The 17,706-nt window shown below is 45.9% G+C and carries 14 protein-coding genes; 2 read left to right on the top strand and 12 right to left on the bottom strand.

Translation table 11 applies throughout. The annotated features are described in order from the left end of the window. Nucleotides 1-112 precede the first annotated feature (112 nt). Complete coding sequence (locus tag XBJ1_RS08230; RefSeq protein WP_038198722.1) at nucleotides 113-1,489, bottom strand: alanine/glycine:cation symporter family protein; 1,377 nt, start codon at nucleotides 1,487-1,489, stop codon at nucleotides 113-115. 312 nt (nucleotides 1,490-1,801) lie between these two features. Here XBJ1_RS08230 and XBJ1_RS08225 point away from each other — a divergent pair, with 312 nt between their 5' ends. After that, nucleotides 1,802-2,356 (top strand): recombinase family protein, encoded by a 555-nt coding sequence (locus XBJ1_RS08225; protein ID WP_012988415.1) that lies wholly within the window; start codon nucleotides 1,802-1,804, stop codon nucleotides 2,354-2,356. Further along, nucleotides 2,353-2,499, top strand: coding sequence for a hypothetical protein (locus tag XBJ1_RS21780; protein WP_012988414.1), 147 nt, complete (start codon nucleotides 2,353-2,355; stop codon nucleotides 2,497-2,499). Before XBJ1_RS08225 ends, XBJ1_RS21780 begins: the two co-directional genes overlap by 4 nt. Before the next feature lie 8 nt (nucleotides 2,500-2,507). Here the strand turns inward: XBJ1_RS21780 and XBJ1_RS08220 are convergent, their stop codons facing one another. The 11 genes from XBJ1_RS08220 to cheA form a co-directional block, all read right to left on the bottom strand. Further along, nucleotides 2,508-7,028 carry a SpvB/TcaC N-terminal domain-containing protein gene (locus tag XBJ1_RS08220; protein WP_012988413.1) on the bottom strand — a complete coding sequence of 1,507 codons (4,521 nt, stop codon included), beginning with the start codon at nucleotides 7,026-7,028 and terminating at the stop codon, nucleotides 2,508-2,510. Nucleotides 7,029-7,225: 197 nt separating this feature from the next. Beyond that, on the bottom strand, nucleotides 7,226-7,387 hold the full coding sequence (locus tag XBJ1_RS21775; protein ID WP_155270684.1) for a hypothetical protein: 162 nt from the start codon (nucleotides 7,385-7,387) through the stop codon (nucleotides 7,226-7,228). A gap of 679 nt (nucleotides 7,388-8,066) precedes the next feature. After that, a complete protein-coding gene (locus XBJ1_RS08210; protein WP_143827649.1) occupies nucleotides 8,067-8,315 on the bottom strand; it encodes a hypothetical protein in 249 nt (82 codons plus the stop codon). 139 nt (nucleotides 8,316-8,454) lie between these two features. Next, the gene (gene cheZ / locus XBJ1_RS08205) at nucleotides 8,455-9,111 is read right to left on the bottom strand and encodes a protein phosphatase CheZ (RefSeq protein ID WP_012988408.1); all 657 of its coding nucleotides are present in this window, start codon (nucleotides 9,109-9,111) and stop codon (nucleotides 8,455-8,457) included. 9 nt (nucleotides 9,112-9,120) lie between these two features. Beyond that, on the bottom strand, nucleotides 9,121-9,510 hold the full coding sequence (gene cheY / locus XBJ1_RS08200; RefSeq protein ID WP_012988407.1) for a chemotaxis response regulator CheY: 390 nt from the start codon (nucleotides 9,508-9,510) through the stop codon (nucleotides 9,121-9,123). A gap of 68 nt (nucleotides 9,511-9,578) precedes the next feature. Continuing rightward, nucleotides 9,579-10,631: a protein-glutamate methylesterase/protein-glutamine glutaminase gene (locus tag XBJ1_RS08195; RefSeq protein WP_038198716.1), complete on the bottom strand. Its 1,053-nt coding sequence runs from the start codon at nucleotides 10,629-10,631 to the stop codon at nucleotides 9,579-9,581. Then, entirely contained in the window at nucleotides 10,624-11,514 is an 891-nt protein-coding gene (gene cheR, locus XBJ1_RS08190; protein ID WP_012988405.1) for a protein-glutamate O-methyltransferase CheR, read from the bottom strand. The genes XBJ1_RS08195 and cheR overlap by 8 nt, the downstream gene beginning before the upstream one ends. A 6-nt stretch (nucleotides 11,515-11,520) precedes the next feature. Beyond that, on the bottom strand, nucleotides 11,521-13,152 hold the full coding sequence (locus XBJ1_RS08185; RefSeq protein WP_038198714.1) for a methyl-accepting chemotaxis protein: 1,632 nt from the start codon (nucleotides 13,150-13,152) through the stop codon (nucleotides 11,521-11,523). Between the two features lie 55 nt (nucleotides 13,153-13,207). After that, on the bottom strand, nucleotides 13,208-14,911 hold the full coding sequence (locus tag XBJ1_RS08180) for a methyl-accepting chemotaxis protein (RefSeq protein ID WP_012988403.1): 1,704 nt from the start codon (nucleotides 14,909-14,911) through the stop codon (nucleotides 13,208-13,210). Nucleotides 14,912-15,087: 176 nt separating this feature from the next. Continuing rightward, nucleotides 15,088-15,585, bottom strand: a complete 498-nt coding sequence (gene cheW, locus XBJ1_RS08175; RefSeq protein ID WP_012988402.1) for a chemotaxis protein CheW — start codon at nucleotides 15,583-15,585, stop codon at nucleotides 15,088-15,090. Nucleotides 15,586-15,596: 11 nt separating this feature from the next. Beyond that, the gene (gene cheA, locus XBJ1_RS08170; RefSeq protein ID WP_419184849.1) at nucleotides 15,597-17,705 is read right to left on the bottom strand and encodes a chemotaxis protein CheA; all 2,109 of its coding nucleotides are present in this window, start codon (nucleotides 17,703-17,705) and stop codon (nucleotides 15,597-15,599) included. Nucleotide 17,706: the final 1 nt, after the last annotated feature.

Below are 17,706 nucleotides of genomic sequence, written 5' to 3'. Positions count from 1 at the left end.
CGGGAATACTGCAAAGTTTGCAGAGGTATTTGGGGGATCACACGATGCCGGAGCTTGGGAGGCTCCGGCATCGTGTGATTGGTGTTACTTATCACTGATAATATAGGTGATATTAATCTGTTTTGGCTGCTGTTTTAACTTCGATGCTATCGGCGTTAACGTCACGGATATGGTCTCTGGTCAAGCGATACACGATAGGGCTTAGCAGCGCAAGAGCTATCAGGTTGGGGATCGCCATCATGGCATTGAGTGTATCCGCCAGCAACCAGACAAAGTTCAGCGACTGAGTGGCACCAATCGGCAGTGCTATGATCCAGGCAATACGGAAAGGCACAATGGCTTTTGGCCCCAGTAAGTATTGGATACATTTTTCACCGTAGAAGCTCCATCCCAAGATGGTAGTAAAGGCGAAAATAGCCAGAGCAACAGCAACAATGTAATTACCTCCCGGAATCACCGTAGAGAATGAGGAGGCTGTCAGCGTTGCCCCTGTTTCCCCTGTCAACCAACCGCCAGTGATAACGATGGTCAGCCCGGTGACGGAACAGACGATGATGGTGTCAATAAATGTCCCCAGCATAGCAATCAAACCCTGACGGATGGGATTTTGGGTTTTTGCCGCAGCATGGGCTATCGGAGCACTACCCAAACCAGCTTCATTGGAGAATACACCACGGGCAACACCAAAACGGATCGCCGCCCAGACTGCTGCACCGGCAAACCCACCTTGTGCTGCAACGGGAGTGAATGCAGATTTAATGATCAAGACAAAGGCTTCTGGGATGGCGGTGATATTGAGTGCCAGTACGATGATGCCGGCACCAAAATAGCCGACAGTCATGACGGGAACCAACTTGCCGGCCACATCAGAAATGCGTTTGATACCACCAATCAGTACCGCTCCGACCAAAATCACCAGAATGCCCGCAGTCGCAGTTTTTTCAATACCAAAGTTGCTTTGCAGTACATCAGCCACGGAGTTGGCCTGTACGGTATTACCAATGCCAAAACCGGCTATGCTGCCAAAGAAAGCGAACAGTGTTCCCAACCAAATCCATTTTTTCCCCAAGCCATTTTTGATGTAATACATGGGGCCGCCAACGTAGTTGCCATTTTTATCTGTTTCACGAAAGCGTACCGCCAACACGGCTTCAGAATATTTAGTTGCCATACCCAATAATGCCGTCATCCACATCCAAAACAATGCTCCCGGCCCGCCCATTACGACAGCCGTCGCCACACCGGCAATATTTCCTGTTCCTATTGTTGCAGACAATGCAGTCATCAAGGCATTGAAAGGAGAGATCTGACCTTCACCACGCTGTTCATTTTTCTGAAAAAGTAACTTAAACCCCGTTCCCAATTTTCGGATCGGTAAGAAGGACAGGCGGATTTGCATAAAAATGCCAATGCCCAGAATACCAACCAGCATAGGTATTCCCCATACTATCCCGTTTATCGCATTTAACCATTGTGTAATCAGTTCCATATACACTCCCATAATCTTGCATAACAAATTGGCAACAAAATTGTTTCAATTAAATAAAGAGCATTTTGGGAAAATAAGCGAGGACAATTGGTTATCATTGGTAAGAAAAAATTGATCCTGTGAGTTAAGTCACTCGCTCTGGTAACGATGTATTGATCTTCCGGATACAATTACCTATCCATCACTAACTCAAATGCCAAACCTGGATCAACCAACTTTTATCTCGCAATCAAGAAAATTAATAGTTTTTTATATAAAAAAATAGGTATTATTTGCATAATAAATGGTTTTGGGGGTATTGAAGGATTATCAGTGGCAAGAGTCGGTTATATCAGAGTGTCAACAAATGACCAAAATAGTGATTTGCAAAAAAATGCGCTGGTCAATATTGACTGCGAGCGCATTTTTGAAGACAAAATCAGTGGAAAAACCGCCAATCGTCCGGGGCTGAAACGCGCTTTAAAGTATCTGCAATCCGGTGATACGCTGGTGGTCTGGAAATTGGATCGTCTGGGACGCAGTGTAAAAAATCTGGTGACGTTGATTTCAGAGCTGCATGACCGCGGAATTCATTTTCAGAGCCTGACCGACAGCATTGATACCAGTACCGCGATGGGACGTTTTTTCTTTCATGTGATGAGCGCATTGGCGGAAATGGAGCGAGAGTTGATTGTTGAAAGAACCAATGCAGGGTTAGCCGCAGCGCGGGAACAAGGGCGCATTGGTGGGCGGCCGGTGATATTTACCGAAGAAGATCGGCAGCAGGCCGCCAGATTGCTGGATAAGGGGCATACCAGAAAACAACTTTCCCTTATTTATCATGTTTCTCTGTCAACAATTTATAAATATTTGCCTGTGGGATTATGAAGGCTTATCGGGAATTAACCAAAACGAAACTGCAGTTAGCCACCTTGCTGACCGATACTGGCGATTTACCGACCACTGGCACTCGCATCATTGACGTTAAAAGAAGTCTGAACCTTCCCCGCATATATAACAGGGAAGGTTGAGCGAGTTGCTAAGATGTTAAACGTGCTGCCGTGTCATTTTCATCTTCATTGACTACAAACCACGGCATAAACCTGTTTTCACGCCAAAAGCCTTTCGCGGTTTTTACCTGATATTCACGCCCCAGAGGATCGTAAAAATGGGTATCGGCGTACAGATCATCCCGTGCGCTGTCATCACTGACATAGCGCCAATCATTGAGATAATAAGGCAGGTAAGCTCTGATCGTCTGCCCTTTACCATCGTATTCTGTGCGACCAGATACTGCCCAGCGCGTTGTGGTATCAGCAACAACGGGTTTACCGGTACTATCAACAACCAAAGAGCCATCTTCTGCACGCTGCCATGCCTTTCCTGCTTCATGACGCTGCGCGCTTTGCAGTACACGACCAAAACCATCACTCAATGCTATTGACTGCCGAAGTTGCTGCTGAGAATCACTGTCATAACGATCTGTCGTGATCGTCATGGCATGGGGAGGTTGTCGTGGAGTCTGAGCCAAGATTTGCTGTAATGTCACGGCTGCCATTGAAGACGTTGTCTGACGGTTGAGCCAACGACGGCAGGCCAGTTCACAGAGCAAACCATCTTCCGTCACTACACCCGCCCTGTATAATACGTTCCACAAGGTTTCCCCCTCTTTTAGCCGGCCAGTCAGAGACTGTTGGGGCAGAAGCCGCATCCAGCTATCCGGCACATAAATGTTGCACTGTGAAACCGGGATCGCCGGTTGCAAAGCAAAGGCTTTTTCGACGGTATCTGGCACTGTGAACGGTTTATTTTCCGGCGTAGAGTAACCACTCATTTTGCCATTTTCTGTACCCCAGAAACGGCTGGAAGTCACCTGTCCCAATGCATTGAATGTCACAATATGCTGATTATCATTGATATCTGTCAATTGTGCCGGAAGCAGGAAGCGGTAATCGTACTTCGCTTGCGTGGTCATTCCCGCACCATCTTCGGTTTTTACCACCACACAATAGTGAGTATCCCAACTGAGTGTATATTTTCCGGTCAGCAAGCTCTTGCGCTGGGTGAGTGGCCGGTAGAACTGAGAAGCATCACCATACTCGGTATATCCCTGTCGAGCTACCCATACCTTTCCACTACTACCTGCCGCATCAGAAACCTGCGGTACGTACAGGTACCCACCCGCCAGCAACTGTTGCGTCAGTTCAGCAGAAGTCATCACGCCATCAAAGGCATGCAGCGCGTTGTCATCAAAAGCTGCGGTTTCTGTATAAGCCACCCGCACCTGACGTGTCGGTTTTTCTGCATCTCCACCCACGTAAGCTACTCGCTGCTGCCCTAAATAGCTAAACGTCTTGTCTTTACCTATCAGGCCGTCAACTTTCAGCAGGTCTTCCAATGTCAGCCCTGCCTTGGGAATATCACTTTGAGCGTCAGTTTGTGCATAATGATAAACTTCGCTGTATCGGGTATCCGTCAGACCCAGCACCCAATCATCCTGATGAGTCAGGTGGTAGTAGCTCTGCTGCTGTTTTGTCAGATATAACTGTTTTTGCTGGTCGTCATAGCTATCGGCGAACAGAGTATCCGGTAACGAATCCGGATAGGGGTTCTGTGTCGGTTTGTTACGCCGTGGGTAGGCGATATCCACTTTTGCCTGCGGAAAGCCATATTCATCCGCATTGAGCACGACCTGTTGTTTGCAACTCGGATCGACGACGATACGCTCATAGTGATAACTGCGGTTTTCGATGATCGATGCCCAAGACGACGGCGCGGCTTCGTCATTGCTGGGAATTAATCTGACCTGACAACGGGCTTCTGTGACGGTGTACGGAATTTTAGCGTTTTCTGTTTTGTCATCACCATAGACTTCACTGCGCAGTAATTGGCCTTTCATGGCGCGGTTAAGCCAATACGCTTCTGTTTCGGTCGGTTCTTTAATCGGGATATCCTGCCCCGCTTGCCCTGCATCCGCTTTTTCATAGCGAGTGAAGCGCGGTGTAAAGCCGGCAAATGCCTGATCGTCACCACGCCAGTATTCTGCCGGAAGTTGAGAATCCACTTCGGGCAGACCCGTGGAAAACCAGCTTATGCTACGGGAAGGATAGATATTTTCATCCGGCGTTTTCTCTGTGGTTCCCTTGGCAAATTCGTCGGTATCAATTTGCGTTACACGGCCAAATCCGCAGAATTCTCTTTCTCTGCCATCCCATGCACCGTGGGCATAACTCATGCCCTTAGTCAGCCGATTACCGGTAATTTCATCAAGAACCTCATTGCGCCACAACAAATGTATGGGAAAAGGAAGATAACTCGCTGCAAATTTCCCCGATTCTTCGATCTGACTTTTTTCATCCAGCCAGAATTGGGCGGAACTACGATAAAACAAAGTGGTTTCTGCACCAGAATTATTGTTGATGACATTGAGCAGCCAAGGTTTATTGTAAGTAAAATCATAACGCCAATGGCGCGGTGCCATATGAGGTACGGTCAGTACAATGCTGGCAGCGCCCAATCCTTGAATATCCGACACCTGTAACTGGCAGGTATTATCAAACATCACCCCTTTCGGCAAATCAAGTCGAACGGGTGCACTAAAACGGTTGCCGCTTTCGTTCAGATAAATTTCCAGATACTTGCTGTGTGCATAGATGATATCGGCGGTGCCGGAGCCATCGAGATCTGCCAGAAAAACTTGGTTAGCATTGAATATTCCACTCGGTTGGCTAAACCCCGGCAGCAGAATAGCTTCACCAAAACGGCCATGTCCTAGATTCGGCCAGCATTTAACGCTCTGAGCGGCAATTTCTACCAAATGCTGCTGTCCCGACCCTAACATATCAGAAAATGCGACCAGACTGCTGGCATCACCGCCGAATGTCGGCAAATTCACACCATCAGGTGGCATAACATTAATACCCGCTTTCCAGTTTCCCCGGTCGTTGGCATACAAACGCACACTTCTGGGACCAATCAGCGCTAAATCAGATAACCCGGCTCCCACCAGATCCGCCAGTTGTGCCTGTGGATGAAAATATTCTGTTGGCAGTGCAGAAATGGGAATAAAGTGTGTCCATTCGCCATTCGGCTGCATACTGTGCCGTCCCTGAATGCCTGCGCCAGTGATAACCCAATCCAGATGTCCATCACCGTCGATATCCATCAACGTTGCCCTGTCCTGCTGACTGGGGATCTTAGGTAAGGGTTTTACTGGGCTATAGGTTACCGCGTTAATATCTTCAACACTTTTCTGACGGATGGGGGCCTGATACCACCATGCCCCAGGCCGATCCTGATACAGGATGCCGGAAATACCTTCACCATAGAGATCGACGAGTTGGTAAGGCTGTTGGGCATTCAATCCAGCCAATTGAGGCATTTCCTGCCATTTTTGCGTGACTTTTGCCTCAAAGCGCTGATAGTCAAACTCCAGTGGCGGTAAAGCAATTAAGGTTGCGTCCGTTTCATACGCCATTTGCCGAATGGCAGTCAGGGTTGCCACGCTGTCGTTCAGGTCATAACTGAGAAGCAGACGGGCAACCAAGGCAGGAGTTTCTTCTCCGTCAATCTGTTCTCCTGTAAGAGATTTCAGGCGATGGAACATCAGAATTTGTTGGCACAGGCGGCGGGTTCGTACTTCAAAACCATATTCAAAGCGGGAGAAACGGTCTGGGCGTATTCTCCAGTTGTTTGAAGGTGCTTTGAAAGGAGGAACCGTGTTTATTTCCTGCGTTCGTTCACCATAATCAAATACCAAATGGAATAGCCATTCGTGATCAGCAGGTGGCGTATTCTTCAACACAAGCAGGCTGGATTCAGGTGTGATATTACCGTAGTTCACCTGAGCCAGATAACGCTGAGCACTGGCATTAGGGTGGGCATTTTTTTCGCTGTCATCACAACCGATATCGTCTTCTGCCCGATACTGGTAATAAATGTGTTCTCCCGTTGGTGTTACGGTCTCTTCCAATAGCCATTGGGCAATCTGTGACGTCTCTGCCGGATTAGCGATCTGAGCCTGCTCAGTTTTTCCGAAAATGTGAATTTGCCCATCAGGTGAATACATTAACCAAAAAGGCGTGGTTTCCACATCCGTTAGCGATTGCCAGTATTCAAGTTTGCTGAAATGCTGAATATTTCTGGGCTGATGACGCGTAACAGTATAAGTAACAGGCAGTTGCCCGCCTAATAGTTTATCGGTCTGACGTACATCGGGTTGCCCGCTCGGATTGACGGCAACTGCCATCACTTCTCCCATCGGACATAAAAAAGTATCTTCACCGTGATATTGCGGTACGCCATGTTGAGTACGACGGCTGATAGCCATGGTACTGGATTGCCAGCCAATACCAAATGGCCCGTTTCCTGCCCCACTACTGTAGTTCAGGGATAAATTCGGTGCGCTCCCCCGACCGGCAGAGATAGGCAAAGGCACAGAAAGCGAAGCCATCCCATCCGGCCCTGCATTACTGATGGCGTCACCCATACCACTGATCGCACCGCCCCCTTTGGGTAGAGACAGTTGTGTTACTGTCATGTCCTGTGAATCTTGTGTCATATCATCGTGCTCCTTCAGTCTCCTCCGTAGGGAGCCTGTTTGCAGTAAGTAAGCAATTATTTGCAAATGGTGTAGCAAACGTTAAACAGAAAACGATGCCGTTCAAACTGAGAAACATTGTTTTCTGTTTAACGTTCACATTGGGGAAACTCAGCACCAGTGCACTTGTATCTTTATCTTTCGGAATATTAATCCCTTCAAATGGCAGGTAACTGCGAATTGGTGCGGGATAATAAACGTGCGTCAAAAATCCTGTTTTCTTTTTCGGCTTTCTTGGCGGTTAGATACAGGTGATGATTCTCTCCCCAATTCAGTGTATCTTTGGCTTCTTTCCTGAATGCTGAGAATGACATTGACATAATATGAATCAATGTCATCGGTTTTTGGGGATTGTTCCTATTAAGCCTAAACAATATATTTTCTGTATTGTACATAAGGATACCTCTATACTCTTTGTAAAATAATTAAAAAAGTATTTTCATATCATGATGATTCCCAATAAAAGAGCATTAATATGGCTTATTTATCAATCATTTTATATAAGACGTCTAAAAACACCGCCATGAATTATAATCCTAAGAAAACGCACAAAATAATTATTAATTAAATAAATTATATAGAGTTTTATGCTATACATTTCAATAATCTTTAATACACTCTTCAAAAACAGTAACAATACTATTTAAATAGATCTTTAATTACAAATAATCACCTCGAAATTACACTATTTTCATGTTATATTTTTTATTACCCAAGAGATATTTAATGAAGTATTCCATTAATATTTACAATATATTTTATTGAATCAACATGATTTTACATTAATAAAAAATCATTTATTCATTTCATTAGCTGCAATGAATGAATTGCAATACATTAATAAAATAAGTAAGTTATATTTTTAAAAATATTTAACCGTATTTATACATTCTGTTAAACTTTCGATTTACGCGGCATAATCATTATTCATTTTTTATGTATGCTATTTTGATGAACTTCACACATTAGGTAACTATTCCCAATATCGCTACATTTTATTTATTCAATACATCCCTCCAGAAACTGAAAATACTTCAACAAACTACTTAATAAAACCTCTACTACCACCGACATGGCTGACTTTCCCTGCTTCACTTTGAAAAATGTTGGCAAATAACCTTCAATGAATACTAAAGGTATAGTAGCTAAGAGCAAAATCCCAAAAATCACCCGAAAAAGAGGGCTATTTTTCAAACAAAGAGCACTAACCGGCTCATCGCATGGTACGTGAACGGTAATCACATCCACACAGCACATCATTTCCACCAAGGTGTGCCGATGTGCCATGTGAAAAAACTCAATGAATTGATCAAACCACAACTGCAAGTGGTAGAAACCCCCTATTTCGCCTTCTGTACTATTCGTTATAAAGTCCCGTCATTCGTTATCAAAAACCTAAACTATCCAATAAATCATCAACCTGTGCTTGGTTGGCAATAACACCTGCTCCATTCTGATTAACCTGAGGGCCATTAAGAAGGCTGTCGTTTTCTTTTTTCGCTTTGGCCATCTGGTCAGAAGGCATATTTTCCATTAACACCATAACCAGTTGTTTTTCCAGCTCCTGAATAACTTCCATCATCCGTTTGATGACCTGCCCTGTCAGATCCTGAAAGTCTTGCGCCATCATGATCTCAAGCAATTGAGTATTGGTAAATGAGACATGTTCAGGTACAAGATTGAGATAATCTCTGGTATCTGTCACCAGTGAGCGAGCCTCTGTCAATTCCAGATTGTTCGGGTTTGCAAACCACTCATCCCAGCGCTGGGTTAAGGATTTCGCCGAAGATTCCAATTCATTCTGGTGGGGCTGTGCCTCTTCAACGCAATTCAGCACCCTTTCAGCCGCCTGTGCCGTCATCTGGACAACGTAATTCAATCGCTCCCTCGCATCAGGGATCGCCTCAGCCGCCTGAGCAATGGTTTGATCTAACCCCAGTTCACGCAGACTATCGCGCAGCATTCTCGTTAACTGCCCAATACGACTGATTATTTCACTGGTAGTAACTGCCTCATCTCTCGGCATGACTGGATTTTCACTCATTTTGTCTCCTTAGAGCCCTAATTTTTCAAATATTTTATTGAGTTTCTCTTCCAGGATCGCCGCAGTAAACGGTTTAACGACGTAACCACTGGCTCCGGCCTGTGCTGCTGCAATAATGTTTTCTTTCTTCGCCTCTGCCGTTACCATCAAGACAGGTAAGGCAGCCAGCTTTTCTTCACCGCGAATGATTTTCAGCAGTTCAAGACCATCAATATTGGGCATATTCCAGTCAGAAATAACAAAATCAAATTCAGCAGCACGAAGCTTAGCGAGTGCTTCAGCTCCATCCTGAGCTTCATCAACGTTGTTGAAGCCCAGTTCCTTCAATAAATTGCGTACAATGCGACGCATAGTTGCAAAATCATCGACGACCAGAAATCTCAGATCCTTACTTGCCATAAACACTCCTTGGAATTTCATTCATCCGGCAGCACAGTGCCGCAAAAGTTAACATCAAATAACAACAACTAAATACGAATCGATTGCCCTGCGCTGATTTTGGCCAGCATCGCTTTACTGATTTTTTGAATATCCATAATGTCATCAATAGCTCCCAGCTGGATCGCCGCTCGTGGCATACCAAAGACTACGCAGCTTGCTTCACTCTGTGCCAGCGTATAAGCACCTGCCTGTTTCATTTCCAGCAGGCCGGCAGCTCCATCACTACCCATTCCGGTCAAGATGACACCAACGGCATTGCGTCCCGCATGTTTGGCAACGGAGCGGAACAGCACATCAACGGAAGGACGATGACGATTGACCGGCGGAGCGCGGGTAGTCATGATTTGATAATTAGCTCCGCTACGACACAGTTCCATATGGTGATCCCCCGGTGCGATGTAAGCATGCCCCGGCAGAACCCGCTCACCATTCTCCGCCTCTTTAACGGTGATTTGGCTTAATTTATTGAGCCTTTCTGCAAATGAACGTGTAAAACCCGGCGGCATATGCTGAGTGATCAGTAACGCCGGGCTGGTGACAGGCAAAGGTTGCAACAGGTTTTTTATTGCCTCTGTTCCCCCTGTCGAAGCGCCGACTGCGATCAGTTTTTCGCTGGATAATAGTGGCTTGAAATTCAATGGGGTAGCAATCACAGGACTGGATGGCATGGTACTGATTTTTGCCTGCGCCGCAGCGCGGATTTTTTCGGCAATCAGCTCACTATAGGCCAGCATTCCTTCGCGAAGGCCCAGTTGCGGCTTGGTCACAAAATCGACCGCACCCAGCTCCAGTGCTTTCAATGTAATTTCTGATCCTTTCGCCGTCAGAGACGAAACCATCACAACCGGCATGGGACGCAAACGCATTAATTTTTCAAGAAAATCAATGCCATCCATGCGTGGCATCTCTACATCCAGTGTTAATACCTGAGGATTGTGTTTTTTTATTAAATCACGGGCAACAAACGGATCTGGCGCGCAGTCCACCACCTCCATATCCGGGTGGCTATTGATTATTTCCCGCATGATTTGGCGCATCAGCGCCGAATCATCCACACACAGTACAGTTATTTTATTCATGACCCCTTCCTGCCCGACGACCTACACCGTAAACGGTTTGTCCTTGCAAGTAGAACTCTCGGCTGATTTGAGTGACGTTTTCGGAATGCCCCGCAAAGAGCAAACCATCCGGTTTTAAGTAATTGGCAAAACGACGCAAAATTCTTTCCTGCGTCTTTTTGTCAAAATAAATCATGACATTGCGACAGAATATCGCATCAAACTTACCCTCGAGCGCCCAGTCAGAATCCAATAGATTCAAGTGCTGAAAGCTAACCAGTTCAGCCAGTGTGGGACGCACTCTGGCATATCCTTCAAAGGAACCAATGCCTTTGAAAAAATACTTTTTCTTTTGGCTATTACTCATGTGCTGTAATTCTTCCAGTCGATATACTCCCTGACGGGCTTTTTCCAGCACATGAGTATCAATATCGCTGCCAATGATTTTTATCCGATTTGTCCGATGCCCTAATGCATCACACAGGGTCATGGCGATAGAATACGGTTCCTCTCCCGTCGAAGCGGCTGCGCTCCAAACTCGATATGTGCCTGCATTTTTTCTGCTGGCATGCGCTGCCAAAATGGGAAAATGATGAGCTTCCCTGAAAAATGCCGTGAGATTGGTAGTCAATGCATTGATGAATAATTCCCATTCTTTGCTATGAATATTCTGTTCCAGAATCGACAGGTATTGACCAAAATCATTGATTCCCAGTACACGCAAGCGCCTGACCAGGCGGTTGTAAACCATTTCACGTTTATTTTTGGCCAGTACAATACCAGCCCGTTGATAGATGAACTGGCAGATGCGTTCAAATTGTGCATCCGACAAAATATGCCGCTGAAACATAAAGTTCAGCGGTGAAATAGCATCAGTATCTGAGGCTGCTAAATTGGATTTCATCTGACCTCAGCGTACTTGACTTGCGATATACTCATCGGTCATTTTTGAAGCAGAGGATGTCTGATGGTCATACTCATTATCTAAGCTTTCAGACAGTTCAAATAAAGCAACGGTTTTCACTAATGTGTCGGCCTTATCTTCAAGCGCAGCAGCCGCTGCCGCAGATTGTTCCACCAAAGCCGCATTTTGCTGTGTGACTTGATCCATCTGGCTGACAGCTTGGGCAACCTGATGAATACCACGGCTTTGTTCATCAGAAGCAGCGGCAATTTCAGCCATCAGTTCAGTGACTTGGTTTACTGATTTGACTAATTCATCCATGGTGTTTCCGGCGTGATTAACTAGCTCAGAACCTTGGTTAACTCGATGGACAGATTCATCGATCAGGGTTTTGATTTCTTTCGCCGCCTCAGCACTGCGTTGCGCCAAGTCACGCACTTCGCCCGCCACGACAGAGAACCCACGTCCCTGCTCACCGGCACGCGCTGCTTCAACCGCCGCATTTAATGCCAGGATATTGGTTTGGAAGGCAATGCCATCAATGACACTGATAATAGCGCTGATTTTCTTCGAACTGTTGGCAATTTCATCCATAGTAGCCACCACGCTGACGGTCAATTCACCGCCTTTCGAAGCCGTCTGGGAAGCAGATACTGCCAGCTCACTGGCCTGACGTGCGTTCTCAGCGTTCTGTTTGACAGTAACAGTGAGCTCTTCCATGCTGGCAGCGGTTTCTTCCAGCGATGCAGCCTGTTCTTCAGTGCGTGATGACAGGTCGGTATTGCCTTGTGTAATTTCCTGAATACCGGCATACATCTGGTTGGTATTGTCCCGTACAGAGGCAATCGACTTAATCAGAGATTGCTGCATATCGCGCAGTTTTCTGAATATATCGCCAATCTCATCACTAGTCGTGACAGCAATTTCTTTATTCAGGCGGCCTTCTGCTACATCCTGAAAACAGGCTCGCATATTATCAAACGGCCGGAGCAGATTACGTCGCATCCACCAGTGCGCTGATGCCGAAACAACAAATACCATCAGGATAGAACCGAAAAACATGGCGATGGAAACTTTATAGTAAAAGGCACCATCGGAAACCGCTGTGCTGATGTTATGGCCGAGATACTGCATGTAATTGTTGTATGCGACTTCTAGCTGACGCTGGTAATTTTCTGTTGGCTGATCAAGAAATGCCTGGAAATTCCCTTCATAAAGGTATATTTTCAGCTCTTTCAACGCATTAATATATTCTTGGTAAGAACGTTCAACCGCAGCCAATAAGGCGACACTTTGGTCATTCTTTTCTATCTGAGGTAAGGCACTGAACTGTGCGAAATTCCTTTCAGCTTCATTCAATGAGCTTTTGAGCAACGCTTCCATCGCGTCGATCTGATCCTGCGACTGACCCACTTTTTGGCCAATAGCAATTTTGTTGAGAGTGTTACGCGTTTGCAGCATTGCTGCCCAGCTCAATCCAAGGGTATCTCTTCGTTTAGTTCCCAAATCAATTCTTTCAATATATGACTGGTCTGTATGAATTATTCCCAGAGACAAACCGCTCGAAATAATTTGCATAACACAAAACATCATGAGTAATAGATATAAACTGGTTGATATGCGAAGCCTGCCTAACATGTAATCACCTCGTTTAACGGCTGCATTGTGCAGCCGTGGTTATCGCTATTATTTTTTAGAATGTTTCCCAATTAGAGGGGTCTTCCACATTGCTGCCTTTCTTCAGCACAGGAGGATTCGTTTTATTAGCTGGAGGAGTCGGCGATTTTATCGTCGATAAAACTTCATGTTTTCTTTTTTCAGACTGCTTCCTTTCGGCCTGCTCCGGTAGCTGGAACAACGCAACTGCTTTGGTCAAGATCATGGCCTGCTCTTCCAGTGCCGCTGCTGCGGCCGCAGACTGTTCAACCAGTGACGCATTCTGTTGTGTAACTCTATCCATTTCAGAAATAGCGACACCAACTTGAGTAATTCCTCTACTTTGTTCATCAGATGCCGATGCAATTTCCCCCATGATGTCAGTCACGCGGGTCACAGAATCAACAATTTTATTCATCGTTTCGCCGGCACTTTCCACCAGCACAGAGCCGGTGTCAGTACGATCCACAGAGTCTTCAATCAGGGATTTGATTTCTTTGGCCGCTTCCGCACTGCGTTGTGCCAAATTGCGAACTTCGCCGGCAACCACTGCAAAACCGCGGCCATGCTCACCTGCACGGGCAGCTTCTACCGCAGCGTTAAGGGCAAGAATATTAGTCTGGAAGGCAATGGCATCAATCACACCAGTGATATCAGAAATTTTGCGGGAACTATCAGCAATGTCATGCATGGTTTGCACCACATTCGCCACCACTTTACCTCCCTGACGGGCGATATCGGAGGCGTTGTCAGCCAAATTACTGGCCTGACGGGCATTGTCAGCATTCTGTTTGACCGTTGCCGTCAACTGTTCCATGCTGGCAGCGGTTTCCTCCAGCGAGGCCACCTGCTGTTCTGTACGAGAAGAGAGATCGTTGTTACCTGCGGCAATTTCACTGGTGCCGGTATAGATGGTTTCCGTACTCTGATGAACACTTCTGACGGTATGGATCAGCTCATCCTGCATATGCCTCAAACCAACCGCCAGCATGCCCATTTCATTAGTACCGGACACATTGATGGTTTGAGTCAAGTCACCTTTCGAGAAGGCTTTAATATTTTCCAGTAGCTTATTCAATGGATTGATCAATGCCTTACGCAAGCCAATCCAGCTTACTGTCATAACCGAAATCAGCAGCACAAACACGGAGATTAAGCTAATGATGATATTGCGATAAGCGATATCTGCTTCGCGCGCCACTTCATCATACAGTTTTTGATTCTGGTTCAGATAGTAGTCATATTCCACATTAAAAGCGTTCTGATAGTCGGTGGTTTTCTGAGCAAAAAATTCTTTATACTGTTTTTTTGCCAGAAATCCATCCAATTCTTTGAGCGCGTTAAGATATTCATGATGAGTTTGTTTTAAACGTTGGAGATGGTCTGGATCATGTATGGGCAATTTTTTGAGCTGTTCAAATTGCTCGAAGCGGCGTTCCCCACGAGCGAGACTGACTTTAGATTCAGCCAAAACATCATCAATTTGGTAAGTACCATCAAGATCGCGTTCTTTCATTATATAGATGATGCCAACGCGGTTCAGGTTATTACGGGCTTGCAGCAGGTTGATCCAGCTTTCATCCAATAATTTTTGCTGCTGCCGCATTTTATCCAATAAATCAAAGGCTTCTGTATCGTTCTTTAAACCATTAAAGAACAGTCCCCCGGAGATAAATTGCAGAGCACCAAATAATATGATGACTGAGATTAGCCCCGTCACTATTTTCATTCGGTTAAACATGACTTCCCTTTTGTAATAAATTGCTATGCCAGTGTTATCGGCACCCTTAAAGGGAACTTTATGTGTAATCCAAAAAATTGAGTTTTTGCACTATTTTTTTGATCTAAAACAAGTAAGGCTGCCGTTTTGCTCGACTGGCTATAATGAGTGGCAACAATCACGGCAGCCCTGAAATATCAGCTCTTAGCGACAGAATCCACCAATGCCATTTCTTCACTGTTCAGGAGTTTTTCGATATCTACCAGAATCAGCATTCGTTCATCAATGGAACCTAACCCTGTCAGATATTCAGTTGACAAGGTAACCGCAAACTCCGGCGCTGGACAAATTTGATCGTCCTTCAGAGACAGCACATCGGACACACCATCGACCACAATTCCCACCACACGATTAAGCAGGTTCAGGACAATCACGACGGTGTTGTCGTTATAAGTGACGTTTTCCTGCGAGAATTTGATCCTCAAGTCAATAATGGGAACTATCACCCCACGCAGATTGGTTATCCCTTTGATAAAAGAAGGTGTATTTGCAATCCGGGTAACTTGGTCGTAACCGCGTATTTCCTGCACTTTCAGTATTTCAATTCCATACTCTTCGTCACCCAAGGTGAAAACCAGATATTCCTTTCCGGTTGTTTCCCCCGATAATTTACTGAATTCTTCTATGGCTGACATGATGTTACCTTTCACTGTGTTATTTTTTTATTCACCAGCTCCGCCTTACGCGTAGCCAACTGTTCATGATTGAGTTTCTGCAAAGCAGGAATATCAATGATCAGGGCAACACTACCGTCTCCCATAATGGTGGCAGCCGAAATGCCAGGTACTTTACGGTAATTGCTCTCGATATTTTTAACGACCACCTGATGCTGTCCGACCAGTTTATCCACCAGCAAAGCATAGCGGCGCCCCGCGCTCTGGACAATGACGGCAATACCTTTGGTTGGCGAGGTTTCTCCGCTCGAAATATCAAATATCCGGTACAATTCCAGTAGCGGTAAATATTCTCCACGGACTTGCAGCAGTTTTTCATCACCCGCCAGAGGATAGATATCTTCTTCCTGTGGCTGTAATGAACTGACCACAGCACTCAATGGCAGAATGAAGACTTCGCTATTGACTTTGACGGACATGCCATCCAGTATTGCTAATGTTAACGGCAGTAAAATGCGAATGATCGTCCCTTTCCCTTCTTGGAAACTAATCTGAATCTGGCCACCCATATCCTGAATATTGCGCTTAACAACATCCATTCCGACGCCGCGACCAGAAACATCCGTTACCACTTCTGCGGTAGAGAATCCAGGCGCAAAAATCAACATAGCAACTTCTTCATTACTCATGTTTTCACTGATATTCAGGCCTTGAGACCGCGCTTTTGCCAAGATCTTCTCGCGATTCAGGCCTGCTCCATCATCGATAACTTCAATGCAGATGTTGCCGCCCTGATGTTCAGCCGAGAGTGTCAAGTTACCCGTTTCTGATTTTCCGGCTGCAATCCGTTTTTCCGGGTTTTCAATACCGTGATCGAGGCTGTTGCGTACTAGATGCGTGAGAGGATCAATAATCCGCTCGATCAAGCTTTTATCGAGTTCCGTTGAGCTGCCGATCAGCGTCAGTTCCACTTTTTTGTTCAGTTTACCTGCCAAATCCCGCACCAAACGTGGATATCGGCTGAAAACGTACTCCATCGGCATCATACGGATCGACATGACGGATTCTTGCAAATCACGGGAGTTTCGCTGCAATTGAGCCATACAACTCAGCAGCTCGCTATGTTTTGTCTGCTCCAATCCATCACAATGCTGTGCCAGCATAGATTGGGTAATGACCAGTTCTCCCACCAGATTGATGAGTTGATCCACCTTCTCAACAGCAACACGAATACTGGAAGATTCAGCACGTTGACGTGGTGAACCAGCTACCGGACGCGAGGCCGGACGCCCTACTCCATGTCCTTCTGATTTTTGTGGCACATCAGCAGGCTGTGGCTTATCGGTACTTATTGTACTTGCAGCTACTCGACTTTCGATTGCCACACCTTCTGCCGCTGGTTTTTTTTCAGACTGAGTGTCTGCTTCAGTTTCTTCTGCCGGATGCGAGTCCGCAACAGGCAGAAATGTTATCTGTTCAGGTTCAATCACAAAACACATTACAGCGGTGATGTCATCCTCTGTTGCAGATGTGATCAATGAAGCTTCAAGGCTGTCTGCGGTCTGTTCAACATCATAAACATCACCAAGATGCCCCAATTCATCCTTCATCAAGGAGACTTCGCGTTCTTTTAGCCCGGATAGATGAACGCGGATTCTCCCTTGATCAGCTTTGCCTGCCGGAAGATTTTTTTCTTCTGGCTGATTGATCACGATTGTCTGTTCTTCTTCAGCTTCCAGTACAGTCTCTTTCAATGCAGGTTCAGACTGAATTGCCGGGGCGGCAGCGTCAGCACTCTTATCCTGCTTATCGTCCTGTAGCTCTAAGGCAAGCTGACGCAATGTCTCGCAGATATAATTGAATGTATCTTCATCCGGCTCCTGAGAACTTTTATAGGCATCCAATTGTTGCTGCATAATATCTTTCGCTTCTAAAAACAGGTTGATAATGTCAGTAGTCAGGCGTATTTCGTCACGTCTGGCACTGTCTAGCAGATTCTCCAAAACATGCGTGGTTTGTTGCAGCTTGGCAAAACCAAAAGTTGCAGCGCCTCCCTTGATGGAGTGGGCGCTGCGAAAAATTGCATTTAGTTGTTCATGATCAGGTTCATCGGCATCGAGCAGCAATAAATGCTGCTCCATA

The organism is Xenorhabdus bovienii SS-2004 (assembly GCF_000027225.1).
In the GTDB taxonomy this organism is placed as follows: Bacteria; Pseudomonadota; Gammaproteobacteria; order Enterobacterales; family Enterobacteriaceae; genus Xenorhabdus; species Xenorhabdus bovienii_C.
This window is presented reverse-complemented; position numbering and strand designations above follow the sequence as displayed.